The sequence below is a fragment of the Lactobacillus sp. ESL0259 genome (assembly GCF_003693045.1).
GTDB classification, from domain to species: domain Bacteria; phylum Bacillota; class Bacilli; order Lactobacillales; family Lactobacillaceae; genus Lactobacillus; species Lactobacillus melliventris.
Window position 1 is genome coordinate 1 of sequence record NZ_REHP01000007.1, and the last position, 25,655, is coordinate 25,655.

A 25,655-nucleotide genomic window follows, 5' to 3' on the forward strand; every position below is an offset into this window, starting at 1 on the left:
TACAGACTATAACTTGTCTTTTTTTGACTTGAAAATTAATTGAAAGAGCAATAAGAATATCTCTATTTAAACATAAACTTTTAAACAGATTTTGGGAAATAAAAAAGCAGAAGAAATCTTCTGCTTTTTTGTTGCTTAAATATTTTGAAAGCGATTAATATCTTTAGATTGAATGACTGCTACCACTCCTCTTGTAAATGAAAGTTCAAATGCATCTTTTCCTGGTAAAAATTCATTCGAGCTAAAAGAGACAGGGTTTGCGCTCCAATATTTAGCCAAATTATATTTAGCTCTATTTATATTTAAATTCAAGACACCGGTTAAAGTTACTACTCCAAAATATTTATAGCCTAGCTGCCTTTTAACTAAATGTTTCCCAGCATTATAAAAACTAATTGAATTTTGCTGATCAATGAGCGCTATTTTTTCAGCAAACTCTTTAAATTCGGGCTTAAGAGCCATCAAAAAATTAGACAAAAAGTGATCTAAGCGCCCACCCGTGGCACCAAAAAGAGTTAAATGAGAAACATGGTAATCTAAAAAGGCGCAGCGAATAGCTAGCTCCGCATCAGTCCAATCTTTTTCTGGATTAGAATATCTAATATCAGCGACATTTTTTTCAATTTCTGCTAGTTCATTTTTTTGCAGTGAATCAAAATCCCCCTCGGTCACATCTACTTTAATGCCCATTTCTTGCAAAAGAAGAGCCCCACGATCAACACCTATTACTAAATCACCGGTCCTATTAGCTAATAAAAATTGCTGTTTAAGATCGTCAGGCCATAACTGTTTAGGCGCGCCTAACAGTGCGAAGGATTTCATTGCAATATACCTTCTAACTCTCTAATTTGCTGTTTAATACTATCTTGACAAAATAAATAAGACCCAGCAACGAAAATTTCTGCTCCTGCATCCTTGGCAATTTTAGCAGTCTGTTTGTTAATTCCCCCATCAACTTCAATTGGTACTTTTCCAGAGCTCAAACTAACGGCCTGTTTAATCCTTGAAGAAGATTCCGGAATGAACTTTTGGCCACCAAAACCTGGATAAACAGTCATTAAAAGAATCTGATCAACTTTCCTAAGATATTTTTTTAAAACTGAAATTGAAGTATTGGGATTAAGAACTAAACCCGCCTTAACATGGTTTTCTTTTAAATAATGCAGCCAGTAATTAAGTTTATTCTCGTTCATTGCCTCATAGTGAAGTAACATTATTTGTGCTCCCGCTTTGACAAAAGCAGGTACCAAAACATCAGGGTTATTACTCATTAAATGAACCTCAACTTCAGTTGTGGGAAAAGTCTTTTTAAGGTCGGATACAAGCTGTGGACCAAAAGATAAATTTGGCACAAAATGTCCATCCATAATATCAATATGAAAGCGACTAATTCCGCAATCAATCGCAGTTTGAATATCTTTTCCCAAATTTAGATTATTAATATTTAAAATTGATGGTGCAATCAATATTTTTCTCCTCACTTTAAATACTCCGGTAGCCTACCATTTTCTATTTCTTTGCGAATTAGCAAATAATCATCATAGCGGCTTTTTTTTATTTTTCCCGCTTCAACCAATCTTTTCACTTCACAACTAGGCTCGTTCAAATGCTGACAAACCCGAAACCTACAATTTTTACTGGCTTTTTTAAATTCAATAAAATAATCGCATAACTCTTTTACTTTAATTGGCGTAAGGTCAATTGCTGAAAAGCCTGGAGTATCTGCAAGATAACCTTTTCCTAAAGAAAAAAGGTTAACTGTCCTGGTAGTATGCTTGCCCCGATTTAAGGAATTAGAAATGACGCCCGTTTCTTGCTTGACGTCACTTTGAAGTGAATTAATTAAAGTAGATTTACCGGCGCCAGATTGTCCTGCAAGAGTCCAGATGCTTTCAGTATCAATCTCATGAATCAGGTTATTAGCAACCTCTTCTTGACTATAATAAATTTGATATCCTATATCATTATAATATAGCAAGTCTTCGTGAATCTTCTTTAGCTTTGACCTACTTAGTAAATCGCTCTTTGAAAGGTAAATACTTACATCAACGCCTTGCCATGAAAAGAAAGTTAAAAAGCGATCCAATAACTGCAGAGAAAAATCGGGTTGAACTGCTGACATTACTAGTAAAACATGATTCACGTTAGCTAAAGCAGGCCGACCAATCAGGTTTTTGCGTGGTAGAACTTCCACTAAATAATTTGTGCCTTGGTCATCAATTTGGATTTTAACGTGATCACCAACAGTTGGCTTTAACTTGTTTTTGCGAAAAACTCCCCTGGCACGAGTTCTTACAACATCATTAGCAGTTTGGACATCGTAAAAGCCTGCAATCAGACCAATAACAATCCCTTGATCCTTTTTAATCATTTTTGACCTTCTCATTCAAAATTATCTGGCCATCACGTACTACTTTCAGTTGGCCAGGGCCATCCTTAAGTTCGAATGGGATTGAGAAATTCATGTCTTTTCTGATATATAAATCTCGGTAAATATTATCAATTGAATGATTATCATCTGCAATATATATTTGAACATGATTACCGCGCTTATTATCAGAATCATCTTCATCATTATCTTCGTAGCTAACCGTAAAGTTTTTAATTGCCGTCAAATTGCGTTCTTTTTTTGATCCCTCTGAAACATTGACAGAAATTGTACTTCCACGAGGAACCTGTGTACCTGCAGCCGGACTCATGGAAATAATCATTCCTTTCTTTACTTTGCTGGAATATGCAGAGCTAACTTGCAGTGTTAAGCCGTGTTTATGTGCAAATTCTTGTGCCTGCTTTAAAGAATAATCTTTTAAATCAGGTAATTTAATCATACGATGCTTCGAACGCGGATTTTTTCCTTTAGATATTACTAACGTAATTGTTGTTTGTTCCGGCTTTACTTCAACATCGGCAGCAACACTTTGAGAAATAACATGATCAGGTGGAACACTGGATGAAAATTGATTTTCACGGATTACTTCAAATCCTAATTTTTCAAGTTTTTGTACAGCAATGCCATACTCGTCACCAGTTACATCAGGTACTTGAACCATACCTGCTCCATCAGAAATATACAGGTCTATATATCGACCTCGTTTTATTTCCGAGCCAGCAACTGGTGAAGTTTCAATTACTTTGCCGCGATCAATACTATCAGAACTTCTATGCTTAATTTTGCCAACCTTTAAGCCAACATTTTCAAGTTTACTTCTTGCTTTCTTTTCACTTAGGTTTGTAACGTCAGGAATTCGTATATCACTATTTTTATTATTATTTAGCACAAAAAACATTAAGCCAATTATTAAGACCGCGGCAATACCTACAAAAAGCCACCACCATTTATGTTTACGCAAAGCTTGCGTAAAACTGGAAGAATTTTTTTGATAGTCATCAGTCTTTTCTTGAGTTCTATTTTGCGAATCAGTCTTTTCGACTACTCGATTAGGCTTGAAATTTGGCAAAATAATGGTTTCATCATCATTATTGCCATGAGTGGGTTTGAAAACTGGTTCATTAGCTCGTCCTGGTTCCAAACTGGTATCAAGGTCATCTTTCATTTCCTTAGCAGAATCATACCGGTCACGAGGATCCTTTGCTGTTGCTTTTAAGACCACATTCTCTAGTGGTTGGGGAATATTAGGATCTTGTTTTCTGATTGACGGAATAGGCTCTTGAGCATGTTTTAAAGCAATGGAAACCGCTGAATCGCCATTAAATGGCACATGACCCGTAATTAATTCATATAAAATTATTCCCAAAGAATAAATATCAGATTGCTTGGTAACAAGTCCACCTCTAGTTTGTTCTGGAGACATATAATGAACAGATCCGATTGCGGAATTAGTCTGGGTAACAGAATTTTGATTTAAAGCTACAGCTATACCAAAGTCTGCAATTTTGATGTTACCATGCTTGTCCATTAAAATATTTTGCGGCTTCAGATCCCTGTGAATCACATTATGCTTATGAGCCAGGGACATTGCACTCAATATTTGGTCCATGATTTTAATAATATTACCCAAATTTAAGGGTGAATTTGCTATAATATAGTCTTTTAAATCAGGGCCATCAACGTATTCCATAACCATGTAAGGTAAACCGTGGTCAGTGCCAACATCCAGCACCATCACTATGTTAGGATGACTTAGTTCACTAGTGGCAAGTGCTTCTCGTTGAAAACGAGCCAAAGTCTGAGGTTCCTTTTGTAAATCAAGCCGCAGAATTTTAACGGCTACTTTTCGTTGCAGAATAATATCTTCGGCTAGATAGACATTAGCCATGCCGCCTTCACCTAAAGTATCAATTATGCGATAACGGTCACCTAACAAATAGCCCTTATTGATCATTGTTTGTCACCGCCTTCATTTAAAATCAAGCAAGCAGTGATATTGTCCTGGCCACCTAAACGATTAGCTTCATCAATCAGCTTTTGGCAACGACCCTTTAAAGACAAATCTTTCGTCGCAAGTATTTGTTGAATCTGAGGATCACTTAGCGAATTGGTCAATCCATCAGTGCAAAGCAAAATAATATCATTATCATTTAAAGTAACCTGCTTAAATTCTGGATCAATTGTGCTGGAAACTCCAAGTGACTGAGTAATTATATTTTTTTGAGGATGGTTTCTAGCTTGCTGCTTAGTAATTTGCCCCAGTTTAACCAATTCATTAACCAGAGAATGATCTTCTACAAGTTGGACGAATTTTCCATCTGAGTAGCCATAGGCTCTTGAATCTCCTAAATGAGCGATTAAAGCTTCATTGTTGAAAATCACAGCCAATACTATTGTTGTTCCCATGCCGTTTAAATCCGGAAAACGGTCAGCTGTTCTCAAAATTGTTTCATTTTCATTACTTAGTTGAACATTCAGCCATTTACGTGCACTGTTTGAATCGTAAAAGTCGGTTACACCAAAATTATGACCCAAGTGACTCACAGCCATAGTCGAAGCCACATCTCCGCCTTGATGTCCGCCCATGCCGTCACAAACAATAGCTAGTAAAGCATTTTTTTTATTTTTAAAAACCTGGACAGAATCCTGGTTGCTCTTGCGTATTCGTCCAATACTAGAAGCAAATGCTGTTTTAATCAAAACTCTAACCTCGCAATTTAAACTTAGCAATAAAAAAGCCATCGCTATCATAACTATCTGGTAAGATTTTAAGTATCCCTTTTGGGGCTTTTAGCTTACCCGCTGTAAAAGGCTGTAATTCATACTCATCATGCCTTTTTAAAAAAGCTTTAACTACGTCTTCGTCCTCTTCTTGGGAAATAGTGCATGTCGCATACACTAATTCTCCATCTTGACTTAATAAGGAACTTATATGATCTAAAATATTTAATTGAATTTGTTGCAATTTAGTTAAGTCATTTAATGTTTTAGTATAACGGATTTCCGGTTTCCGCCTAATAAGACCTAATCCAGAACAAGGAGCGTCCACTAAAATTTTATTAAATTGCTCTTTTTTAAATTCTTGATCTGCTTTTCTAGCATCAAGTGGCTTGACAATTACTTTTGATGCCACATGCATCCTGCTGGCATTCTCTTTAACTAAACGCAGCTTATTTTCATGTATATCAAGGGCGGTAACATGACCCTGGTTCAAATTTTCAGCGATCTGAACAGTTTTACCTCCTGGTGCACTACAGGCATCAAGAACTTCTTCATTACCCTTAAAAGCAAAAGCGCTTACCGCCAAACTAGCAGCTTCATCTTGAATTGTCAATTTTCCTTGCTTAAATAAGTCAGTTTTAAAGATTCCCCCATGTGCTAAAATCAGTTCATCTGAAGCAATTTGAGAATCAGCAGGAAGAAATCCTAAATTTGATAACTCTTTTTTGACCGAATTATAATCAGCCAATTTTGAAACTCTCACTGTATTTTTAGACGGCTTATTAATACTAGCTAATATGGCAGCGGTTCTATCTTCACCCCAATGACTAATCAAGTACTGAACTAACCACTTAGGCGTGCTTTCTTTGACACTAAGATAAAGCGTCTTGTCTTTTTTATCTGGCAAGATTGAGCCTCTTCTTAACAAAGCACGTAAGATACCGTTGACAATTTTAAATCCAGCAGAATGCCTCTTACCGTATTCTTTTGCCAATTTATTAGCCTCATTTAGGACCGCTCTAGCGGGAATGCTGTCCATAAACAAGATTTGGTAAGCAGACAGCAATAATAATGGCCAGAGGTAATCTTCCTTGAGTTCTGTCTTCAATAAATCATGAAGTTGATACTCCAAATAAATTTTTTCTTGTATAGTGCCGTAAACAATTCTAGTTGCTAAATTCTGATCAGCTTGACTAAGCTTAGCTTCACGCAAACTATTATTAAAACTAATATTTGAATAGGAACCTGAACACAATACACGAATTAAAGTAGACAGGGCCACTGACCGGGCACTTTTAGGAGCCGACAATTTTATCACCTATAGCAAAGCTTTTTCCTTGTCCGTTTAAAAAGCTTTTTACAGTCATTTTTTTCTTTCCTGCTGGTTGAACCTCAAGTAAATTTAAAACCGTATGATTGGCAAAACTGATAGCAAAACGTTTTTTATTAGCAACTACTGTTCCAGCTGGTAGAGTGGTAGTTTCTGGAGCCACTTCGGCCCGCCATACTTTAAACCTTTTATTATCAACCAGCAAATAAGCTCCGGGAGCGGGATTAAGACCGCGAATCAAGTTGTTGGCTTTCGTTGCAGTCATACTTATTTTTATTTGTTCCTGCTCTTTGCTAATATTGGGAGAAAATACTACTTTAGTTTCATCTTGAGCCGTTTTTTTCTGAGGATCTGCAATAATTTGAGGCAAAGTTTGAAGCAATAAGTCACGTCCCAAAAAAGACAATTTTTCAAACACGGTTCCTGCTGTATCATCTTTTTGAATGGCGATTGCTTTTTGAGCATATATGGCACCAGCATCCATTTGCTTAACCATTTCCATAATTGTTACTCCAGTTTGCTTATCTCCGTTGATCAGAGCGTATTGGATGGGCGCCCCACCACGATACTTCGGCAATAATGAACCATGAACATTAACTGCAGCTATTTTAGCTGATTGCAAAAATTTACTAGGTAAAAATTGACCATAAGCAGCAGTGATAATCAAGTCTGCCTGCATCGCTGTTAGTGCAGCTACTTCTTCTGATTTTGCCAAATGAGCAGGTTGAAAAACTGGTAAATTTAATTTTTGAGCTAAAACCTTAACTGGAGACTCAGTAACTTCCTGCTTGCGACCAACTTTTTTGTCAGGTTGAGTAACCACTGCCTTGATTTCATATTTTTCATCTGCAAGCGCCTTTAAAATAGGCACAGCAAATTTAGGTGTTCCTAAAAAAATTATTGATGTCATTAAACATTCCCCTTTACATTATGCGTTCAGGCTCATTATCAATATAGACAGATAAGCCATACTTTTTCATTTTTTGTGCCGAATCTTGGATTTGATGTAATAACTGGTTAAGATTATCTTCTTTTTTATATTTTACCAGTATTTGATAATAATATTTGTTTTTTAGACGAGAAATTGCACTAGGTGTTGGACCTAAAACTATTGTTGCTTGGTGTAATTTTGGCTGTAACCATTTTTTTATCTTAAAAGCCTCTCTAGCAGCATTTTGTTCTTTTTTCGCAGCTACTGAAACCAAAACAGTATAAAAATATGGCGGATAATTACCAGCATGTCTAACACGCATTTCGTATTGATAAAAACGTTCATAATCCTGTGTCTTAGCTAGTTTAACCGCATAATGACCTGGATTAAATGTTTGGATGATTACCTCTCCCTTTTTTTGAGCTCGACCGGCTCGGCCTGCCACTTGAGTGAGTAATTCAAAAGTACGTTCAGAAGCATTATAATCTGGCAGCCAAAGACCTGTGTCAGCATTAATAACTCCTACCAATGTCACATTAGGAAAATCAAGTCCCTTAGCAATCATTTGCGTGCCCAGCAATATATCAGCTTCATGGTTGCCAAATGCATCTAGAATTTTTTTAAATGCACCCTTTCTTCTGGTGGTATCTACATCCATCCGTAAGACGCGAGTACCTGGTAATAATTGATTTAGCTCTGTCATTACTTTTTGGGTACCAGTTCCCAAAAAACGTATTTTTTTACTTTGACAATTTGGACATTTTTCAGGAATTGCCGTCGCATAACCACAATAATGGCACTGCATTTTATTTGTATCTTTATGCATAGTCAATGAAAGATCGCAATTAGGACACTTCATGACATAGCCACATTCACGACAAAGCATGAAGTTAGCAAAGCCCCGTCGATTTAACATTAAAATTACCTGCTCATTCTTAGCTATTCTTTGCTTTATTGCGTTAACCAACTCGGTAGAAAGGTCGAACTGTCCACCAGTATAATTTGCCTTTTTTAAATCCACAATGTTAACTTGGGGTAAACTTTGTTTATTAGCACGATGTAGTAACCTCAACAATTGATAAACGCCCTTTTGCGCGCGTGCTCTGCTTCCAAGAGACGGAGTTGCACTGCCTAATATTAGGGGACAAGAGTGATACTTACTGCGCCAAATTGCAACATCCCGAGCATGATAGCGCGGATTGTCCTCCTGCTTGTACGATGATTCATGCTCTTCGTCAATCACGATCAAGCCAATATTTTCTAAGGGCGCAAAAACTGCACTTCTGGCTCCCACCACAACACGGACCTCATTACGTCGTATGCGACGCCATTCATCATACATTTCGCCTTCAGACAAGCCGCTATGCAAAACAGCAACTTGTTGACCAAATCGGCTCTTAACTTGCTCAACCATTTGTGGAGTTAAAGATATTTCCGGAACCATCATTAAAGCATTTCTGCCCTCTTTTAGCGTAGCGCTGATAGCATTTAAATAGACTTCAGTTTTACCGCTGCCAGTCACACCTTCCAATAAGAAGATACGCGGCTTTTTTACTTTAATTGCTGGTACTATATGGTTAAGTGCCTCTTTTTGATCCTTGTTTAGCTTAATTTTTTTAGACTCATCTTTGGAGCGATTATAGTCTGTCAATGGATCACGATATTTTTCAATCTGCTTTTTATTAAGCCAGCCCTTTTTGACAGCATTGGTTAATGAAACTGTATTGAGGTGTGTATTATTTTCAATTTGACTTTGCATTAAAGGAAAATTATTAAAATTTTCGATTAAATACATAATGAGCTGCTTTTGTTTAACAGCATTTTTCCTTAATGACTCGTAGATACGGACATATTCTTTCTTAGTTTTGCATAAAGAATATTCGTTTTCAGTTTTAACCCGGGCTTTATTTTCAACAAGGTATTCAACTTTGGCATCATTTGAATGCAATAATTGACGTATGGCGGCAATTTGCTTATTGTCGGTTATTTTAGTTAAATCCAATGGGTCTCCCTGGAAAAGACCCATTTTTTGCGCCTTTGCTGAATTAGGTACCAGAATTTTACGGTAGTTGGCCCGCATAATTCTTGGAAGCATCGTTTTTAAAATTGATATGCGATAAGAATAAATATTATCAGCTAAATCCTTTGACAGCTTTACTAATTCCGAAGTTAGCGGCGGCATTTCATCAACCACTAAAAGTAAATCTTTTAATTTACCTTGATATTGACTTGTCGTATTTAGTCCTACCACGAAGCCTTGTAATTTGCGTGGACCGAATGGGACAAAGACCCTTGAGCCTATTTCAACTTTACCAAGTTCCTTTGGCACATGATATTCAAAGACTCGATCCGTTTGCTTAGCCGCAACATCAACGATTACTTGTGCAATCATTTAATCACCTTCAAAAAATGACCTCCATCTCTTTTAGGATGGAGGTCATAAATTTTATTAATTACTGATTAACCTCGCGATGATTGGGATCAACGGTAACTTTACCAGCTTCTATTTCTTCTAAAGCCTTACCAACTGGTTTTTGTGATTTGTAGCTTTTTAAAGCTTCAGGATCACCGTCTTCCAATTCATGTGCTCTTTTGGCCGCAAGAACTGATAAAGAATATCTTGAATCAACCTGTGCCAACAATTTATCAATAGATGGATATGTAACTCTCATTTTAGTCCTCCTTAACCATTTTGCGATAAGTATCAATGACACGTTTTACACTAACATGTTCTGCTTCGACAATCGCCTTGATATGATCAACTGCATTGGCAACTGTATCATTAACAACAGCATAATCATAATCCTGCATCACCAGAATTTCTTGACGAGCCTGCTTTATCCGGCCCATAATCACATCTTCTGATTCAGTACCACGATTTTCCAACCTGGTATGTAATGTATGCAAATCAGGTGGCGTGAGAAAAATAAACACTCCATCAGGCATTTCTTGTCTAACTTTTCGGGCACCATTAACGTCAATTTCCAGCAGAACATCTTTACCTTCATCAAGCATTTTTGCAACTGGTGCCTTAGGAGTGCCATAATAATGGTTCACATATTGATTATACTCCAAAAGTTCATTTTGACTGATTGCCTGCTTAAATCGTTCTTCAGTAACAAAAAAATAATCTTTACCATTGATCTCTCCAGGCCGTGGCTGTCTGGTGGTCATGGACACGGAATATTCAAATGGAAAAACTTTATTCTTCACAATTGCACTTTTAACGGTACCCTTACCTACTCCCGAGGGACCCGAAAGGACAAGTAACAAACCTTTTTCTGTCATGCCAAACTCCCTTATGAAAAGCTATTGTATCTAGTTTGCACTAAAATGATAATATTTTCAAGTCATGGTATTTTTAACCAACAAAAAAATTTAAATTTAACACTTGTTTTTTAGAACAGATGTTCTTATAATATAAGTTGTCAAACAAATGTTCGGTTAAATACAAGGGATGGTTTGATGAAAAACTCACTAAAAAAACTTTGTCACTATTTTTTCGATTATGATGATGAAAAATTAAGTATTTACAGCCAATATAATTATGAAATTTTAGCTGAACTCAATAGAGCTCTACTTGGCCGCTCATATGTGCTAATCAGTTATCAGGACGGAACAAGTGAAATCGGCCAAATTATCAACCGTATTTCTGCAGGGCGCTTTATTTTGCGTTCAGTAAATAAAAAGATTATAAAGATTATTGATATTGATAATATTTTCAGAATTGATCTTGAATAGTCAATTTTACTAAAATAATTTATTGCCAGGAATCAATGTGATTCTTGGCTTTTTAAATACAGTGTTTCACTTAGTATTTTAAAACCAGCTTTTTCATAAATGTGAATAGCCGCTTTATTTTCAACATCAGCATTTAAAGCAAAAACTCTGCTGCCTTCCTTTTGCAAAATTGCAATCATCTTTTTGATAAAAAATGTCCCAAAGCCTTGTCCCCGAAATGGCTTATCAATAAACAAGCCAAAAAAGTAATCTTCGTTATCGCCATGATCCACAGCACAATAACCAGCAACTTCATTACCTTTTAATAAAATAAAGCTTGTAGTATCCTTATCTGCCAACGCATTTTTAACATATTTTGTAGATGTCGCAATCTCATCTCCAAAAGCATGACTGTGAGCCTTAGCAACTTGATCTACATAGTTTTCGGCTAAAAGTTTAACTGCTAAAATTTGGTTTAATCTATCTGCTTTATCAAGTGGCAAAGGTTGTTCAGTCCGCATATAATAATCAGAATCTTCTTTCACTGCAGTCAACTTGCAATTGGTTAAAAATTCCGGATTCTTTGCCAAAAAAGCTTTTTCTGTTGGAAATTCCCACTTATGGTAACCAAATTGCAGCATAATTCGTTTGGCATGCTTCCACATTTTGCTAGCAACGTGGTGTCTGCGAAATTCAGGATCAACTACTAAGTTAACTTCGACTTCTTCAGCAGGACCATCATCAGCATAAAGCATTGTTAAACCGATTAACTTTTGTCCTTCATAAGCTAAGACAAATGTTGGCATATCACCAAAATAGTTGTACTTGTTGCTTAAATAAATATTAGAGTAGGTATGATCAGCTTTATTTATTCTTTTATTTAAACCAGCAGCCTGTTTAGTCTCCTCGTTATTTAAAGTAACTTTTTCAACAACTTCCATTCTTTTCCCTCTCACTATTATTATTTCTTTTTTCTTTTAAAGCTCCTCATCAAATCCTTGGCATTTTGTTTAGCTGCTTGTGTCACGTCACTACCAGCCATCATTTCTGCAATTGCAGTTATTGTTTCTTCCTGAGTTAAAGGCCCAATTTGAGTATAAGTAGCACCATCTTTGACTTTCTTGGCTACCAAATATTTCTGATCTCCCGCAGCAGCAACTTGCGGTGAATGTGTAATGGCAATAACTTGTTTATTTTCACCAATTGAATGCAATTTTTGACCAATTGCCGCGGAAACGCGACCGGAGACGCCAGTATCAATTTCATCAAAAATCATTGTTCCTACTGGTTCAACTTTACTGAAAATTGTCTTCAAAGCCAAAATCAAACGGGATTGTTCTCCTCCTGATACAATCTTGACCAAAGGCATCAATTCTTCACCCGGGTTTGGTGCAATTAAAAACACAATATTATCTATACCTTTATTAGTAAAAGTTTTGGTCGTTCTAAAATCAATACTAAAGCGAGCCTTAGCCATGTATAAATCTGCTAATTCCTGCTTGATTTTGCTTTCCAAACTCGCAGCTACTTTTTTTCTCATGTCATGCAGACTTTTTGCTTCAGCCTGAAGCTCTTGTTCAAGATTTTTGAGCTGCTTTTGCAGTTTTTCCTCATCAAGTCCGCCAGCTTCATATTGACCCAATTCAGTCTGGATTTTGTCATAAAAAGCAAAAACATCTTCTAACGAAGGACCATATTTTTTCTTGAGTGAATTAAGCAAATCTAACCTGCTGGAAACATATTGAAATCTTTCCTCATCAAAGTCCATTTCGTCAAGAACATTTGATAGTTCACTGCGCGCATCACTTAAAGCAAAAACCCCATCATCAATTGTCTTGGCAATATCTTTAAATTTTGCACCATACTCTGTGAGTTCATTTGCGGCACTTTGAGCGTTACCTATTAAAGTTTCAATACCGTGATCCTCGTCATCATATAATTGCATTAAATAATTAGCAGTATCAACGATTTTTTGATAATTATTTAATTCATTATATTCTTCTTCAAGTTGATCATCTTCATGAGGATCTTTCAAGTCAGCCTTAGACAGTTCGTCATTTTGAAAGGACAAAATATCTTGTTTTTGTGCCATTTCCTGTGCATTTTTACGCAAATGACTAATTTGCACTGTTAATTTTTGCCACTTTTTAAAATTTGATTGGTAAAGTGAGAGTTCTTGTTTAAAATCATTTGACGCGTAATTATCCACTAAATCGATTTGTCTATCCTGATCCATTAAAATCTGCTGGTCATTTTGGCCATGAATATCAACCAGATAATTACCCAACTCTCGTAAAACATTAATTGTGGTTAATTGACCGTTTATTCGAACAATATTGCGTCCTTTAACAGCTAATTCCCTGCTGATAATCAATTGGTTGTCTGTATTGGGAATACCATATTTTTCACAAATTTCAGTAATTTTTTTAGTCACATGGTCAACTTCAAACAAGCCTGTAACAACAGCCTTTTTCTCACCACTGCGAATCATTTCTTTTTGACCACGGCTGCCCATTAATAAAGAAACTGCATCGATAATAATAGATTTCCCAGCACCAGTTTCACCAATTAAGACAGTCATATTTTCTTGAAAGCGAACCTTCAATGCTTTTATAATGGCAAAATTTTTAATATCCAGTTCAACTAACATTTCTTTCTCCTAAAGATCGGCAACAGCCCGAGCAACCACTTCTTCCGGGGTCCCAGACCATAACAATTTGCCGCCATCTTTTTCTTCTTTTTGTAAATGTATTAAAAATTCAATATTACCTTTGCCACCTTTTATCGGTGAATAGTCAATATTAAGAACATTAAATCCAATTGCTCTTGCCTTTGTAATTGTATGCTTAATGACAGCACAATGAACAGCATGGTCATGGACTATTCCATGTTTGCCGACATGCTGTGGACCTGCTTCAAACTGCGGTTTTATTAAACAAACTGCATCACAGCCATCTTTTAAGATCTGAAACATCGGCGGCATAATTAAATCAAGCGAAATAAAAGAAACATCTGTCATCGCAAATTCGGGCTGTCCGTGAGTGAAATCACTTAGCTGACTATAACGAAAATTTTGTTTTTCCATCACAATTACACGAGGATCATCTCGCAGCTGCCATGCAAGTTGATTATAGCCAACATCCAATGCGTAAACGAGTTTAGCCTTATTCTGTAAAGCTACATCTGTAAAACCGCCAGTAGAAGCACCGATATCAAGGCAGATTTTATCTGATAAATCAATCTGAAAAGATTTTAAGGCTTTGGCAAGCTTAAAACCTCCGCGAGAGACATACTTCTTATCATTTTTTTTGATATAAAATATTTCATCAACGGGAAAACTGGTACCGCTTTTATCAATTCTCTGGTGATTATGATCAGAAACTAATCCGGCCATAATAGCCCGCTGAGCCTGAGTCCGCGAATGAAATAATCCTTGCTGAACTAATAAAATATCCGCTCTCTTTTTTACCATTACAATACCTTTTTATATAAATCCAGAAATCCTGCTAAAACATGTGAGTCAATATTTTTTAAAGATTGCTGAGCTTCATTAATTAGAGCAGATAACTCTTCACGGCTTTGAGCAATTCCCAGTAAAGTTAGGGTATTATTCTTGCCATTTTCGGAATCTTTATGCGTTTTCTTACCTGCTTCTTCACTAGTTTCGATCACATCAACTAAATCATCATAAATTTGATACGAACGACCAAAAGCATGAGCAAATTGGAGAAGTTGCTTTCTTTGGGACATATTTGCATGACCATAATCTGCTGCCATTTCAACACACGCTCTGAGCAAACAGCCCGTTTTTAACCATTCCATCTTATTTATAAATTCAGAATTATGAGCGACACTTTCATTATTAGTAGAGTCGATATCTAAATACTGACCGCCAACCATACCATTGGGACCCACTGCTTTAGTAATAATATTCACTAAATTGGCTGAGTTGCTTCCTTGAACGATCCACTGAATTCCCATTGGTAATAGTGCATCCCCAGCAAGAATTGCTTCAGCTTCACCCCATTTTTTATGACTTGTTAATTTTCCTCTACGAAAATCATCATTATCCATCGCGGGTAAGTCATCATGAATTAATGAATATGTGTGAATTAATTCAATTCCACACGCGATTCTTATTTCGTTATCACTAATTTTGGCTTTCAGTGCAGCTAAAGTTGCTAAAAATAGTAATGGCCGCAGCCTCTTGCCACCAGCCATAACTGAATATGACATGATTTGACTTATCTTTTTATCTGTAACTTCACTTTCAAGATGTTCTCTTAAAAAGTTATCTATTACTGGAGTCCATGTTGCTTTGAATTCATTAAATGTCATTTTTACTCTTCTTTATTTTTCAGGTGCAGCAGCATCATTGGGGTCAAGCTTGCGTTCAGTACCATCACTCTCAATTAATTTTGCTACTGTTTCTTCAGCTTCAGTTAATTTTTTATTCAAATTGCGGCTTAATTTGACACCTGTTTGAAACTGCTCAAGAGCATCTTCCAGTGGAATATCACCGTTTTCCAAATTATTCACAATTGTCTGCAATTCTTTTAATTCTGCTTCAAAATTATTTTTCTTAGTGGCCATTTTTTTCTCTCCTAGTTGAACCAATTATTGCTGTCGCTTGTCCGTCTTTAAAATGCAGTCTGACTTCATCTTTTATTTTAACTTGAGCAATAGAACTAACAGTTTTATTTTGTTTATCAGTAACAAAAGCATAACCTCTGTCCAAAGTTTTGAGAGGACTGTAATCATTAAGTTGCTGCCCTGTCTGACTCAAAGCATTGCGTTTTACTTGTAAACATTGCTTCGCATTGGCGACTAACCTCTGATAATAAAAATCTGATTGCTGCAATAACGCTGCAATTTTTTTACCAGGACTGACTGCAAGCAGTCTTTGCTTTTCCAACTGGTAACTTTGTCTTCTGCGTTCTAATTGACGCACCATATTATTATGTAAATTATCTCGCAAAAGGTCTAATGTTTGTGCCTGTTCATCATACAGTCGTGTAGGTTCTCGCATGATAACAGAATTATTAATACGATTTAAAGTATCATGCCGAATTCTGATTGTATTTTGCATACTAGAAACAAGACTATTCTGCATTTGGCGAATATTAATTAATTCATCTGCCAAATTAGGAGTAGCGTATTCAGCAGCTGCTGTGGGAGTAGCAGCGCGCACATCTGCAACTAAATCACATAATGTAGTGTCCGTTTCATGACCTACTGAAGAAATAACCGGCATTTTCATAGCAAACACTTGTCGTACTACACTTTCTTCATTAAAGGGCCATAAATCTTCAAGCGAACCACCGCCACGACCGATTATCATAACATCATATTTATCTTTAAACTGAGCTATTTGCTTCATCGCAGATACTAATGAATCGGCAGCCGAATCTCCCTGGACTTGAGCGGGGAACAAATCAACTTCTGCATGAGGAAATCTCCTGTTAACCGTCACTAAAATATCATGGATCACAGCGCCAGAAGCACTGGTTACAACGGCAATATAATCAGGAAAACGAGGTAAGGGCTTTTTATATTTTTGGTCGAATAATCCTTCATTTGCAAGTTTTCTTTGCAACTGTTTCAGCTGTTCATATAAGGCTCCTAGTCCTGCCGGTTCCATCGATTCTGCATAAAACTGGTAAGAACCCTGTGGGCCATAAACACTAACGTAACCCGTTACATAGACTTTCATCCCCTCTTCAGGCTTAAACTTTACTTTATCAAAATATGACCGAAACATTACTACATTAATTTTAGATTTTTCATCTTTTAGTGAAAAATACTGGTGAGAGTTGCGGCGATAACGGAAATTAGACAATTCACCCTGAAGAAATACTTTATGTAAGTAGGGATCGTTTTTAAACTTTTGCGTTATATAGTAATTTAGGTCTGAAACTGTGAGATATTTAGCACTTTCCATATTTTCTCCTTGTCAACTGGACAACCTGTTCCATAAGAGATTCAACTGTGAGTGGCCCCACTCCCCCTGGCACCGGAGTAATAAAGCTGGTTAGCGGTGCAACCTGAGCAAAAGCGACATCACCGACAGTTTTACCCTTTACGCGACTGATGCCCACATCTATGATAACTGCACCTTTTTTGACCATATCAGCAGTAACTAAGTTAGCTTGTCCAGTTGCTGTCACCAGAATATCAGCTCTTTTGGTATATTCTGCCAAATTATTTGTTTTTAAATGTAAAATTGAAACTGTTGCATCCCTTTCAAGCATTAATGCAGCTAAGGGTTTGCCTACAATACTACTTCTACCTATAATCACCGCATTTTTACCTTTTAAAGTAATGTGATAATAGTCTAGTAAAGCCAAAATGCCATGTGCTGTTGCGGGTTCAACAAAATGTTCCCCTTGCCATAAACGTCCTATGTTTGCAGGTGTCAGACAATCAACATCTTTTTCAGGATCAATAGCTGCTAAAACTTCATTTAAATTAATCTGCTTTGGTACAGGTAATTGAATCATGATGCCATTAACCGCTTTTTCATTATTCAGACGTTTAATTAATTTTAATAGCTCTTGCTGCGGTATGGTTTTTGGCAATTGAAACAGTTTTTGCTCTATGCCAATCTGATCTGCTCTGCTCTTTTTAGTTTTAAGGTAAATTTTACTGCTAGGATCGTCACCAATATTAATTACGCAAAATAGTGGCTGCACCCCCAGCGATTTTAATTCGCAAACTTGCTTTTGCAATTTTCGAGCACGAATATCAGCCAAGCGCTTGCCATCTAAAAGCTGCCCCATTTTTGTCATTTCCTTTTCTAAAAAAATAGTCGGCATAAAGCCGACTATAAGATATTTTTAGATAAAGTTTGCTAACATACCATTAATAAATGGTTTATCTTTGGGATCAGCAAACTCATCACACAAGTTCAAAGCTTCATTAACTGCAGCTTTTGGCTCAATTTCTTTACTGTATTTTATTTCATACAGAGCAACTTCCAAGATGGCCAGCGAAATTTGGTTAATACGGTTAATCCGCCAGTTTTTCTTTAAAAAACCGGCTAATTCACCTTTTAACTCATCCCGCTTTTCAATTACTCCTTCAATTATTTCTTTAGAATAAGCAGGAAGTTCTTTCAAATCAAGCATTGCAACAGTTTTGGCTTCAACTTCACTGGCCGTATATTTAAGATCTTGGTTTGCTAAATAAACGGCCTGCATTGCGACTCTACGACTTTCGTGTTGATTCATTTTTACCCTTTTCATCTATGTCAGAAAACAGTTGTGAAGTACCACTACCATCCTCTTCTTCCTCATCTGGGAATTCTAGACCGGTAACATGCACGTTAATTTCGCTAAGAGTTAAATCTGTCATCTGTAAAACCTGCTGTTTCAAAGACTTCTGCAAGTTCGTTGCTATTTGAGGCACATTTTTTCCTGCCTCAATGCTAACGTAAACATCGGCGGTTAAATTGTGTTCGTCATCAATGTTAACAGAGACGCCTTTGCCATGGTTTTCTCTACCTAAAACGCGATTGATTCCAGATTTGACGTTACCGTGCATTTCGGCAACTCCATCCACTTTTTCGGCAGCAATCCCCATAATAACTTCAAGAACACTAGGATCAATTTCAATTTCTTCACCGTTATTTTTATCATCTAAGACAATTTTTGAACTATCTGCCATTTTTTTACCTCGAAAAATTATTTATTTGCGCGAGATACGTATGTACCATCGACCGTATTAATTACTAAAACGTCTCCTTCATTGATGAAGAAAGGTACGTTAACAACAAGACCCGTTTCCATTGTTGCGGGCTTACCACCACCTGATGAGGTATCTCCCTTAATATTAGGCTCTGTTTTGGTAACCGTCAATTCAACAGTGTTCGGTAATTGAATTCCTAATGTTTTACCATCATGCATAATTACACTTACGTTCATATTTTCCTTTAAGAATTTAGCTTCGTCTGTTACTTGTTCATTAGGAATTGCCAGCTGGTCGTAGGTTGTTGTATCCATAAAGACGTAACTTGAACCATCATTATACAAGTACTGCATAGCCTTGGTCTCTATTTCTGCAGTTTCAACTTTAGCGGTTGAGCGGAAAGTGTATTCCTGCACTGCACCAGTGTTCAAACTCTTTAGCTTTGAACGAACAAAGGCGCTACCTTTACCTGGCTTAACATGCTGAAATTCAACAATTCGCCATAAGTCATTATTATACTTAATAGTTAAGCCATTCTTAAACTCATTAACTGAAATCATTGTCATATTGAGTACCTCATCTCCATAATATTATCTTACCAATTAGTAAGCGATTTTACTATAATTATTATTTATCTTTTACAAAGAAATTAAGTCGTCTTTAGGTAAAGTTGATAGTGTTTCAGGACAGTTATCGTTGATTAAGATGTCGTCTTCGATCCTGACACCACCCTTATTTGGCAAATAAATTCCTGGTTCAACTGTATGAACCATATTATTAATTAGTTCTTGTTTACCAAAAGGCAGAGCCGGCTGACAAAGTTCATGTATCTCAAGTCCTATACCATGACCTATTCCGTGGCCAAAATATTGGCCATATCCTTGTTCAGTAATATAGCTTCTGGCTGCTCGATCAACATCAGAACCGTGGTTGCCGGCAACTGCAGCTTCAATGCCCCGTCTTTGCGCTTCGTGGACGATTTTGTAAATTTTATGCATTTCCTGGTCAACTTTGCCAACCGCAACAGTCCTGGTAATGTCAGCCGCATAGCCGTGATAAAATGCACCAAAATCGATTACAACCATGTCACCATTTTCAATCATTTTGTCACTGGCAACCCCGTGAGCCCAGGCAGAACGTACACCTGAAGCAATAATGGTATCAAAACTAGGACCATCACCGCCATTGACTTTGAAATAGTAATCTAATTTAGCTCCTATTTTCCTTTCAACAGCTCCCGGTTTAATTAAAGGCAAAATTTCATTGAAACTATCCATCGAAATGTTAATGGCTGTACGTAATGTTTCTAATTCAAGGGAGTCTTTGATATTGCGAACTTGTTCGACTAATTCTTGACAAATCTCAAAATCAACTTGCGGGTTTAGTTTTTGCAATTTCGTAAATTCAACCGCTGAAACGAACTCCCCTTCGATTAAAACTTTTTGCAAGTTAGCTTTTTGCAATTGATTAGTAATTTCAACGTCTTGATCTTTCGTTTTCATTACCACGTCAATTTCGCCTGGTGCTTCAGCCTTAATCTGGTCATTAAAGCGTGAGTCCGACAGTAATATCCGCTCCCCTTTAGCAGTTAAAATTAATTGTGCTTCTTCACCGGTAAAATTAGTAAGATAACGGTAATTAGCTTGATTAAAAATCAGCAAGCCATCGGCATCACGCTCTTTAATTAGTTCGGTTACTTTCTGTATGCGCCTGTTGATTAATGTTAATAAATCATTTTGTTCAGTCATGCTTGTATTCTCCTGTATATCAAACTTTTACCTCAATTTTAACCCCAAAGGGATATACAATACCATCACATCATTACTTTTTTAAATAAAACAGAAAAAAGACGAGAAGCATATGCTTTTCGTCTTTTGGTTTAAGAACTAAATTACTTAGCTTCTTCTTCAACCGGAATAACAGAAACTTGTTTTCTGTACTTGTCTTTCCGCTCAAATTTAACTACACCATTTACCAAAGCAAACAGAGTGTCATCTCCACCTTGGCCAACATTTTTACCAGGGTGAATCTTTGTGCCACGTTGACGATAAATGATTGAGCCAGCGTGAATAGTTTGGCCATCAGCAGCCTTAGCACCTAAACGACGACCTGCTGAATTACGTCCGTTGGCAGTAGAACCTCCACCCTTGTGGTGGGCAAATAATTTAAGATTTAAAATATTCATTATTATTTCACCTCTAGTTTAATTCAATTTTCTCAACTGTAACCTTAGTATAAGGTTGACGGTGACCATATTTTGAATGTGAGTGCTTTTTAGGCTTGTACTTAAAGGTTACAACCTTTTTTTCCTTACCTTGCTTTTCAACCTTAGCAACAACTTTAGCACCTTTAACTAACGGTGTACCAACTTTAACGTCCTTGCCGTCTGAAGTAAGAACTACTTCATCAAAAGTAACTTCTTTACCTTCTGCAGCATCAAGCTTTTCAACAAAAACACTATCGCCTTCAGCAACTTTATATTGCTTTCCACCGGTTTTAATAATTGCGTACATTTACTACCCTCCAAAAATTACTTAGACTCGCCAATTGAGGTGCTCTAACCAAGACTTATTACCTCAAAATGTGCGGTTGCAGATGTGGAGGAACCCACAAATACAACTACTACATCATACTACTATCAAGTTCAATTAGCAATAAAAAATGGCTTCTTTATCCGCTAAATTAAGTTTAAATTTGCCATTTACCACCGTGCACTTTGGCAATGTTTTCAGTGACGATAAATGCTTCGCTATCAATTTTACGAGCTTTAGCAACTAGCTGACCATATTCGTTAGTATCAACAACAATCACCAGCTGTTGCTTATCCTGATCACTATAACCACCTACGACATTGTAAACGGTCAGCCCATCATAATCCTGTTGCAACATTTGACGAATTTCTTCCAACTTATTGTTGCTCATAATGCGCACCTGATATTTTTTATCAAAACCAGTTTCTGTATAACGCATAGTCATTGTAGTAATTACCTGAGAAAAAGCGGCCAGCAGAAAGGCTTCAGTGCCATCAACAAAGATATTCAAAAAAATGACAGACATATCAATAACCATTAATGATAATGCGGGATCAATATAAAAATACTTTTTAATAATCAAAGGTGGGATAGTAGTTCCTCCAGATGAAGCGTTAATGCGATATAGCATTGAAACACCAACACCCATTAAGACCCCGCCGTAGATAACTGCGAGCATATTATTCGAAGTTAATTTAAAACTAGGTGTAATTGCCATTAACACAGGTACTAAAAGGCTGCCTAAAGCCACCTTTTTTAAAGTTTCTTTACCTAAAAAAACGGCAGCTAAAATAAGCATCAGAGCATTGACCACAAATACCGAAAGAGAGCGGTTAATTCCCCAAACAGCATCAATCAATATTGAAATACCTGTAGAACCACCTGCAGCAACATTAATAGGAGCATAAAAGAAATTTATTGATATTGTAATTATTTCCAAACCAGCTAAGAAAAAAAGCCAATATTGCCAGGTATGCTTTTGCGTTTTTGTTTTCATCTCATCTTCCTTCCATAAAATTGTTATTTAATATTGTACAGGAAAAAAGCAAAATCATGCAAGAAATATGGGCTTTCCTATTTAACCTGCAGTAAAATTGCATGAGTAAAAACACAAAGCTGACCTTTATTTCTTAAATTATTAAGAAATTATAAAGAAAATCGTTATGACTATCAGTCAGCAACCTGATAATTAATTGTCTGATTTCCTTCATATGCCGGTAAACCCTTTTCAGCACGGTATAATGCCCGCTCAAACGCTTGGTAGCCTTTACTTGAACTAACTGCAAATTTGATGTGATACTTACTGGCAAATTCACTGATATTCCAAGTACTGTCATGGGCAGCAAATGCCGTTACCAGGATTACAATATCCAGATCCTTGATCTGATTTTCCATGATTTTTTTCTTGCCCTGGAAAGCATCAATGGGGATAGGTATACCATTATACCTTTTGACTATCCCTCCCAGCATTGCTTCATTCTGGTTATTACCAATAGCGATGCCTACTCGTTGATAATGTAAATCCAATGCCAGCTTAGTTAAATTCTCATCTTTTTCTGCAGTAGTGCTTCTTTTCTTTTTAGCGCTATTAGGCTTCTGCGGTTGCTCAAGCTCATAAATCCAGCGAATTTGAATTGCTTCTTCCGGATTTTTTTTCAAACGAACATCGCCATCATACCAAACTAAGTCAACAATTGAGCCATCAACTAATCTAATGTTTTCATCCCAATACTTACTCGAATCAACAGGAAGAAGAACCGCCTTACCATTAACACGTAATTTCTTTCCTTGTGCATTGCGAGTAATAGCTAAATGACCCGCGCGTCCTTGCACTACCGCATATTTAAATGTTGAGATTGAATCAACTTCCATAGACGGCAATTCACGAAAGCCAACAACGCGTAAAATAGTTGCTTCATAATGTGAATTTTTATCTTCTGGAACGGCCTCTACTATATCACCACTTTTTAAGTTTAAAGAATGAATTTGAGACTCTTTCATGGTGTACACTCTTCTGTTGCTGTCGTTAATCAAATCACAGCCTGACAGTAAACGAATTACTGTATACCGTTTTCCTTTCCGATAATCTCTTTTACTTTTTGGAGCAATTTCAAGGGCTTCTTCAAAAACTTTTTTATCAATCATATCCTTAGGTGTCTGCATCAAATTGATTGCTTGCTTTAGGTTGACTAAATTTTGGCGATATTTTTTATTAATATTTGGAGCAAGCGTTAGTTTTTGAATTGCCGAAAGTGCTGTGTTCTTACTGGCAATATCTCCAGAATTTTTAATTAACCCGGCTAAGCTGGTTAACAGTAAATTAAGTTGCTCTAGATCAACTTCGATATTATTTTTAGCTGTTACTTTTGCAGTCTGCTCATCAGTCATGCCCAAAATTAATTTAATTGCTGCTATCCCATTCTTTAAGCTCTTATCATCTCCCGCCGTCTGATTAAGAATTCTTTTTAAATTATTGCGATAATCGAACATCATTTTACCTATCTTTTTAGAAATTTACTTAATTATAGCAAAGACAAAAGCCAAACTTCAGGCCAGGTTTTAAGTCAAATAATTAAACTAGAAAGCCCCTCCACCAGAGCCTCCGCCAAAGCCGCCGGATGAACCACTTGAGAAACTGCTAGAGCCAGAAGATATACCGTCACTAAAACAAGAATCAAAGTTGGAAGAAAAACTGTCTTTTCCCGTGTTTGATATAAAACCATAATAGAAGTAATTACTGTTTTGAATCTCTTCCTCACTGAATTCGATTTTCATTTCTTTCATGACTTTGTCTGCTAAACCGAAAGAAACGGCATAAGGCATAATATCTTCCCATAGTAAGAGATCACCGACATCTTTCATTTTAAACTTGCCGATATCTCTTAGCATTTTCTTGAAACCGCGTATTTTTTCAGTTTCATTTTTGCCTTTTTCAGAGTATATGCCAATCTTTTTATTACTATAAACTAAAGCAAGAAGACTCAATAGCAGGATCAAAGCTTCACCTATAACTATTATCAAAAGATATTTTAAAGAACTTGTTAATGCAATTACCGCAGACGCAAAGCTCACTGCCATCGTCAAAATAATAATACCGCTAACTTTAGCCCGACTATTGGTCAACGTATCAGGTAAATATATTTGTTTTTCTTTACTGTCAAAATAATTAGTTGCCCAGGTATCAAAAGAGTTTCCAAGCTTTTTACCATGGTACTTTTTCAACTCTTGCGTCGTGAATTGGTTACCATCACCAACGCTATTGAATAGAGTTTTGATTAAAATATCATTATCAAGAATACCTTTGTCTAGCAATGTTATCTGGTAATAAGTTTTACGATGAACCTTAAAATCTTCTATCTTGATCTTTTTCTTAGCCGCTAAGCTAATTAAGTATGCCGTAAAGGCCTTATTATCGGGCTTTTTAGCAGTATCCAAAATTTGCGCTAATACTGGATCTACATCAGGTATTTCATAATTATGAGCCAATTCGCGACTCTTGCGCGGCTTCAAACCAGCTGCTTTGGTTCTGAAACCTTTAATAATTCCTAGAAGTCCGACAAACAAGCTTAATGCTATTAGCCAAATACTTCTTCTTTCTTTTTTCTGCTTATTTCTAATGGTTGCTTGAGCTAATTCTTTCTCTTGCTTGATAACTGCTTGGCGGTGATTCTTGTTTTTAACATTTTTATTTTTGGCAGTGATACTCACAGGGAAAATAGTATGAACTTCGATACCGGTGTCGCCAGCAAGATTCTCAGCTATCATAACAATTTTTCCTTTTTTCGGATTAACTTTAAGGTAGCCATCAAGTGGCCCATGAGCCCAGGCTTTCAGTCCTTTAACTGGTCCAGGGAAAATAACGCTGGCCTTGACATAGTCCAAATCAGTATCCCAGCCATTACCAATAATCTTAAAATTAAGTTCAGCAACGTCACGATAATTAGTAATAGCATTGGTTATGCGATAAAAATACGTCACAGTAAAATGGCTGTGATTTTTTATGGGATAAAATACTTTAAAGCGATATCCGCGCTTCATTTTTTTAAGAACATAGTTATTAACTGTTTGTCTCTTTTGATTTTCATTTTTAACCTGCACTTTTACATCTTCAATTTTTTGATTTGAATTTAAAGCTTGCCGGTAATAAACGCCATGTGCTCGACTATTGAATTGGTAGGTAATTGCCCTTTTCATCGACAAAGAACCATCAGGATTAACTTTGGCACTTGTGATATTTTTAGCAATATCATAATCAACATCGGCTTTTACTTTTTGTACAGGGCTTAAGCTAACTAGAAGCATGCCTAAGAGACAGATATATTTTAGTAATTTATGTTTCATAATTTT

Annotated in this window: 27 protein-coding genes and 1 other annotated feature; of the genes, 1 reads left to right on the forward strand and 26 read right to left on the reverse strand. The window is 36.5% G+C overall.

Annotation, left to right across the window (positions count from 1 at the left end; genetic code table 11):
- Window positions 1-135: 135 nt before the first annotated feature.
- The 10 genes from F5ESL0259_RS05205 to gmk form a co-directional block, all read right to left on the reverse strand.
- Complete coding sequence (locus tag F5ESL0259_RS05205) at window positions 136-822, reverse strand: thiamine diphosphokinase (RefSeq protein ID WP_122037726.1); 687 nt, start codon at window positions 820-822, stop codon at window positions 136-138.
- Window positions 819-1,469, reverse strand: coding sequence for a ribulose-phosphate 3-epimerase (gene rpe / locus F5ESL0259_RS05210; RefSeq protein WP_122037785.1), 651 nt, complete (start codon window positions 1,467-1,469; stop codon window positions 819-821). The genes F5ESL0259_RS05205 and rpe overlap by 4 nt, the downstream gene beginning before the upstream one ends.
- Window positions 1,470-1,477: 8 nt before the next feature.
- Entirely contained in the window at window positions 1,478-2,368 is an 891-nt protein-coding gene (gene rsgA, locus F5ESL0259_RS05215) for a ribosome small subunit-dependent GTPase A (protein WP_370448803.1), read from the reverse strand.
- Window positions 2,364-4,343, reverse strand: a complete 1,980-nt coding sequence (gene pknB / locus F5ESL0259_RS05220; protein WP_122037728.1) for a Stk1 family PASTA domain-containing Ser/Thr kinase — start codon at window positions 4,341-4,343, stop codon at window positions 2,364-2,366. The genes rsgA and pknB overlap by 5 nt, the downstream gene beginning before the upstream one ends.
- The gene (locus tag F5ESL0259_RS05225; protein ID WP_122037729.1) at window positions 4,340-5,089 is read right to left on the reverse strand and encodes a Stp1/IreP family PP2C-type Ser/Thr phosphatase; all 750 of its coding nucleotides are present in this window, start codon (window positions 5,087-5,089) and stop codon (window positions 4,340-4,342) included. The genes pknB and F5ESL0259_RS05225 overlap by 4 nt, the downstream gene beginning before the upstream one ends.
- A 4-nt stretch (window positions 5,090-5,093) precedes the next feature.
- On the reverse strand, window positions 5,094-6,419 hold the full coding sequence (rsmB, locus tag F5ESL0259_RS05230) for a 16S rRNA (cytosine(967)-C(5))-methyltransferase RsmB (RefSeq protein WP_122037730.1): 1,326 nt from the start codon (window positions 6,417-6,419) through the stop codon (window positions 5,094-5,096).
- Window positions 6,406-7,350, reverse strand: coding sequence for a methionyl-tRNA formyltransferase (gene fmt, locus F5ESL0259_RS05235; RefSeq protein WP_122037731.1), 945 nt, complete (start codon window positions 7,348-7,350; stop codon window positions 6,406-6,408). Before fmt ends, rsmB begins: the two co-directional genes overlap by 14 nt.
- Window positions 7,351-7,363: 13 nt before the next feature.
- Window positions 7,364-9,763: a primosomal protein N' gene (gene priA / locus F5ESL0259_RS05240; protein ID WP_122037732.1), complete on the reverse strand. Its 2,400-nt coding sequence runs from the start codon at window positions 9,761-9,763 to the stop codon at window positions 7,364-7,366.
- 61 nt (window positions 9,764-9,824) lie between these two features.
- The gene (rpoZ, locus tag F5ESL0259_RS05245) at window positions 9,825-10,043 is read right to left on the reverse strand and encodes a DNA-directed RNA polymerase subunit omega (RefSeq protein ID WP_046325061.1); all 219 of its coding nucleotides are present in this window, start codon (window positions 10,041-10,043) and stop codon (window positions 9,825-9,827) included.
- A 1-nt stretch (window position 10,044) separates the two neighbouring features.
- Window positions 10,045-10,659: a guanylate kinase gene (gene gmk, locus F5ESL0259_RS05250; protein ID WP_122037733.1), complete on the reverse strand. Its 615-nt coding sequence runs from the start codon at window positions 10,657-10,659 to the stop codon at window positions 10,045-10,047.
- 177 nt (window positions 10,660-10,836) lie between these two features.
- Between gmk and F5ESL0259_RS05255 the strand changes: the two genes are divergently transcribed.
- Window positions 10,837-11,112 (forward strand): hypothetical protein, encoded by a 276-nt coding sequence (locus tag F5ESL0259_RS05255; protein WP_046325063.1) that lies wholly within the window; start codon window positions 10,837-10,839, stop codon window positions 11,110-11,112.
- Between the two features lie 32 nt (window positions 11,113-11,144).
- Here F5ESL0259_RS05255 and F5ESL0259_RS05260 read toward each other — a convergent pair whose 3' ends face one another.
- From F5ESL0259_RS05260 to F5ESL0259_RS05335, 16 genes are all read right to left on the reverse strand, one after another.
- On the reverse strand, window positions 11,145-12,032 hold the full coding sequence (locus F5ESL0259_RS05260) for a GNAT family N-acetyltransferase (RefSeq protein ID WP_122037734.1): 888 nt from the start codon (window positions 12,030-12,032) through the stop codon (window positions 11,145-11,147).
- Window positions 12,033-12,052: 20 nt separating this feature from the next.
- Complete coding sequence (gene recN, locus F5ESL0259_RS05265) at window positions 12,053-13,741, reverse strand: DNA repair protein RecN (protein ID WP_122037735.1); 1,689 nt, start codon at window positions 13,739-13,741, stop codon at window positions 12,053-12,055.
- A 9-nt stretch (window positions 13,742-13,750) separates the two neighbouring features.
- Complete coding sequence (locus F5ESL0259_RS05270) at window positions 13,751-14,563, reverse strand: TlyA family RNA methyltransferase (RefSeq protein ID WP_122037736.1); 813 nt, start codon at window positions 14,561-14,563, stop codon at window positions 13,751-13,753.
- Window positions 14,563-15,429, reverse strand: a complete 867-nt coding sequence (locus F5ESL0259_RS05275) for a polyprenyl synthetase family protein (protein WP_122037737.1) — start codon at window positions 15,427-15,429, stop codon at window positions 14,563-14,565. Before F5ESL0259_RS05275 ends, F5ESL0259_RS05270 begins: the two co-directional genes overlap by 1 nt.
- Window positions 15,430-15,441: 12 nt before the next feature.
- Entirely contained in the window at window positions 15,442-15,684 is a 243-nt protein-coding gene (locus tag F5ESL0259_RS05280) for an exodeoxyribonuclease VII small subunit (protein ID WP_046325068.1), read from the reverse strand.
- The gene (gene xseA, locus F5ESL0259_RS05285; protein WP_122037738.1) at window positions 15,674-17,032 is read right to left on the reverse strand and encodes an exodeoxyribonuclease VII large subunit; all 1,359 of its coding nucleotides are present in this window, start codon (window positions 17,030-17,032) and stop codon (window positions 15,674-15,676) included. The genes F5ESL0259_RS05280 and xseA overlap by 11 nt, the downstream gene beginning before the upstream one ends.
- Entirely contained in the window at window positions 17,019-17,870 is an 852-nt protein-coding gene (locus tag F5ESL0259_RS05290) for a tetrahydrofolate dehydrogenase/cyclohydrolase catalytic domain-containing protein (RefSeq protein ID WP_122037739.1), read from the reverse strand. Before F5ESL0259_RS05290 ends, xseA begins: the two co-directional genes overlap by 14 nt.
- A 57-nt stretch (window positions 17,871-17,927) precedes the next feature.
- Window positions 17,928-18,320: a transcription antitermination factor NusB gene (nusB, locus tag F5ESL0259_RS05295; protein WP_110446241.1), complete on the reverse strand. Its 393-nt coding sequence runs from the start codon at window positions 18,318-18,320 to the stop codon at window positions 17,928-17,930.
- Entirely contained in the window at window positions 18,298-18,756 is a 459-nt protein-coding gene (locus F5ESL0259_RS05300; RefSeq protein WP_046325072.1) for an Asp23/Gls24 family envelope stress response protein, read from the reverse strand. Before F5ESL0259_RS05300 ends, nusB begins: the two co-directional genes overlap by 23 nt.
- 17 nt (window positions 18,757-18,773) lie before the next feature.
- Window positions 18,774-19,343 (reverse strand): elongation factor P, encoded by a 570-nt coding sequence (efp, locus tag F5ESL0259_RS05305; RefSeq protein ID WP_046325073.1) that lies wholly within the window; start codon window positions 19,341-19,343, stop codon window positions 18,774-18,776.
- Window positions 19,344-19,415: 72 nt separating this feature from the next.
- Window positions 19,416-20,525 (reverse strand): Xaa-Pro peptidase family protein, encoded by a 1,110-nt coding sequence (locus tag F5ESL0259_RS05310; RefSeq protein ID WP_110446242.1) that lies wholly within the window; start codon window positions 20,523-20,525, stop codon window positions 19,416-19,418.
- A gap of 143 nt (window positions 20,526-20,668) precedes the next feature.
- The gene (gene rpmA, locus F5ESL0259_RS05315; RefSeq protein WP_038523172.1) at window positions 20,669-20,962 is read right to left on the reverse strand and encodes a 50S ribosomal protein L27; all 294 of its coding nucleotides are present in this window, start codon (window positions 20,960-20,962) and stop codon (window positions 20,669-20,671) included.
- Between the two features lie 13 nt (window positions 20,963-20,975).
- Entirely contained in the window at window positions 20,976-21,290 is a 315-nt protein-coding gene (gene rplU / locus F5ESL0259_RS05320) for a 50S ribosomal protein L21 (protein WP_046332289.1), read from the reverse strand.
- A gap of 13 nt (window positions 21,291-21,303) precedes the next feature.
- Window positions 21,304-21,378: a sequence feature (ribosomal protein L21 leader region), on the reverse strand.
- An 87-nt stretch (window positions 21,379-21,465) separates the two neighbouring features.
- Window positions 21,466-22,305: a YitT family protein gene (locus tag F5ESL0259_RS05325; RefSeq protein ID WP_110446243.1), complete on the reverse strand. Its 840-nt coding sequence runs from the start codon at window positions 22,303-22,305 to the stop codon at window positions 21,466-21,468.
- Between the two features lie 173 nt (window positions 22,306-22,478).
- Window positions 22,479-23,798, reverse strand: a complete 1,320-nt coding sequence (locus F5ESL0259_RS05330) for a DUF2325 domain-containing protein (RefSeq protein ID WP_122037786.1) — start codon at window positions 23,796-23,798, stop codon at window positions 22,479-22,481.
- 87 nt (window positions 23,799-23,885) lie between these two features.
- Window positions 23,886-25,649, reverse strand: a complete 1,764-nt coding sequence (locus F5ESL0259_RS05335; protein WP_122037740.1) for a DUF2207 domain-containing protein — start codon at window positions 25,647-25,649, stop codon at window positions 23,886-23,888.
- Between the last annotated feature and the right edge of the window lie 6 nt (window positions 25,650-25,655).

Bases quoted from the DNA above. Each gene is read 5' to 3' on its own strand.
- gmk (WP_122037733.1), bottom strand. From the start codon at position 10,659: ATGACAGAAAAAGGTTTGTTACTTGTCCTTTCGGGTCCCTCGGGAGTA.
- F5ESL0259_RS05325 (WP_110446243.1), bottom strand. From the start codon at position 22,305: ATGAAAACAAAAACGCAAAAGCATACCTGGCAATATTGGCTTTTTTTC.
- F5ESL0259_RS05280 (WP_046325068.1), bottom strand. From the start codon at position 15,684: ATGGCCACTAAGAAAAATAATTTTGAAGCAGAATTAAAAGAATTGCAG.
- F5ESL0259_RS05290 (WP_122037739.1), bottom strand. From the start codon at position 17,870: ATGGGGCAGCTTTTAGATGGCAAGCGCTTGGCTGATATTCGTGCTCGA.
- F5ESL0259_RS05330 (WP_122037786.1), bottom strand. From the start codon at position 23,798: ATGTTCGATTATCGCAATAATTTAAAAAGAATTCTTAATCAGACGGCG.
- F5ESL0259_RS05270 (WP_122037736.1), bottom strand. From the start codon at position 14,563: ATGGTAAAAAAGAGAGCGGATATTTTATTAGTTCAGCAAGGATTATTT.
- rpoZ (WP_046325061.1), bottom strand. From the start codon at position 10,043: ATGAGAGTTACATATCCATCTATTGATAAATTGTTGGCACAGGTTGAT.
- xseA (WP_122037738.1), bottom strand. From the start codon at position 17,032: ATGGAAAGTGCTAAATATCTCACAGTTTCAGACCTAAATTACTATATA.
- F5ESL0259_RS05255 (WP_046325063.1), top strand. From the start codon at position 10,837: ATGAAAAACTCACTAAAAAAACTTTGTCACTATTTTTTCGATTATGAT.
- priA (WP_122037732.1), bottom strand. From the start codon at position 9,763: ATGATTGCACAAGTAATCGTTGATGTTGCGGCTAAGCAAACGGATCGA.
- fmt (WP_122037731.1), bottom strand. From the start codon at position 7,350: ATGACATCAATAATTTTTTTAGGAACACCTAAATTTGCTGTGCCTATT.
- F5ESL0259_RS05260 (WP_122037734.1), bottom strand. From the start codon at position 12,032: ATGGAAGTTGTTGAAAAAGTTACTTTAAATAACGAGGAGACTAAACAG.
- F5ESL0259_RS05205 (WP_122037726.1), bottom strand. From the start codon at position 822: ATGAAATCCTTCGCACTGTTAGGCGCGCCTAAACAGTTATGGCCTGAC.
- rpmA (WP_038523172.1), bottom strand. From the start codon at position 20,962: ATGAATATTTTAAATCTTAAATTATTTGCCCACCACAAGGGTGGAGGT.
- F5ESL0259_RS05335 (WP_122037740.1), bottom strand. From the start codon at position 25,649: ATGAAACATAAATTACTAAAATATATCTGTCTCTTAGGCATGCTTCTA.
- rplU (WP_046332289.1), bottom strand. From the start codon at position 21,290: ATGTACGCAATTATTAAAACCGGTGGAAAGCAATATAAAGTTGCTGAA.
- pknB (WP_122037728.1), bottom strand. From the start codon at position 4,343: ATGATCAATAAGGGCTATTTGTTAGGTGACCGTTATCGCATAATTGAT.
- F5ESL0259_RS05310 (WP_110446242.1), bottom strand. From the start codon at position 20,525: ATGACTGAACAAAATGATTTATTAACATTAATCAACAGGCGCATACAG.
- nusB (WP_110446241.1), bottom strand. From the start codon at position 18,320: ATGAATCAACACGAAAGTCGTAGAGTCGCAATGCAGGCCGTTTATTTA.
- F5ESL0259_RS05300 (WP_046325072.1), bottom strand. From the start codon at position 18,756: ATGGCAGATAGTTCAAAAATTGTCTTAGATGATAAAAATAACGGTGAA.
- F5ESL0259_RS05275 (WP_122037737.1), bottom strand. From the start codon at position 15,429: ATGACATTTAATGAATTCAAAGCAACATGGACTCCAGTAATAGATAAC.
- recN (WP_122037735.1), bottom strand. From the start codon at position 13,741: ATGTTAGTTGAACTGGATATTAAAAATTTTGCCATTATAAAAGCATTG.
- efp (WP_046325073.1), bottom strand. From the start codon at position 19,343: ATGACAATGATTTCAGTTAATGAGTTTAAGAATGGCTTAACTATTAAG.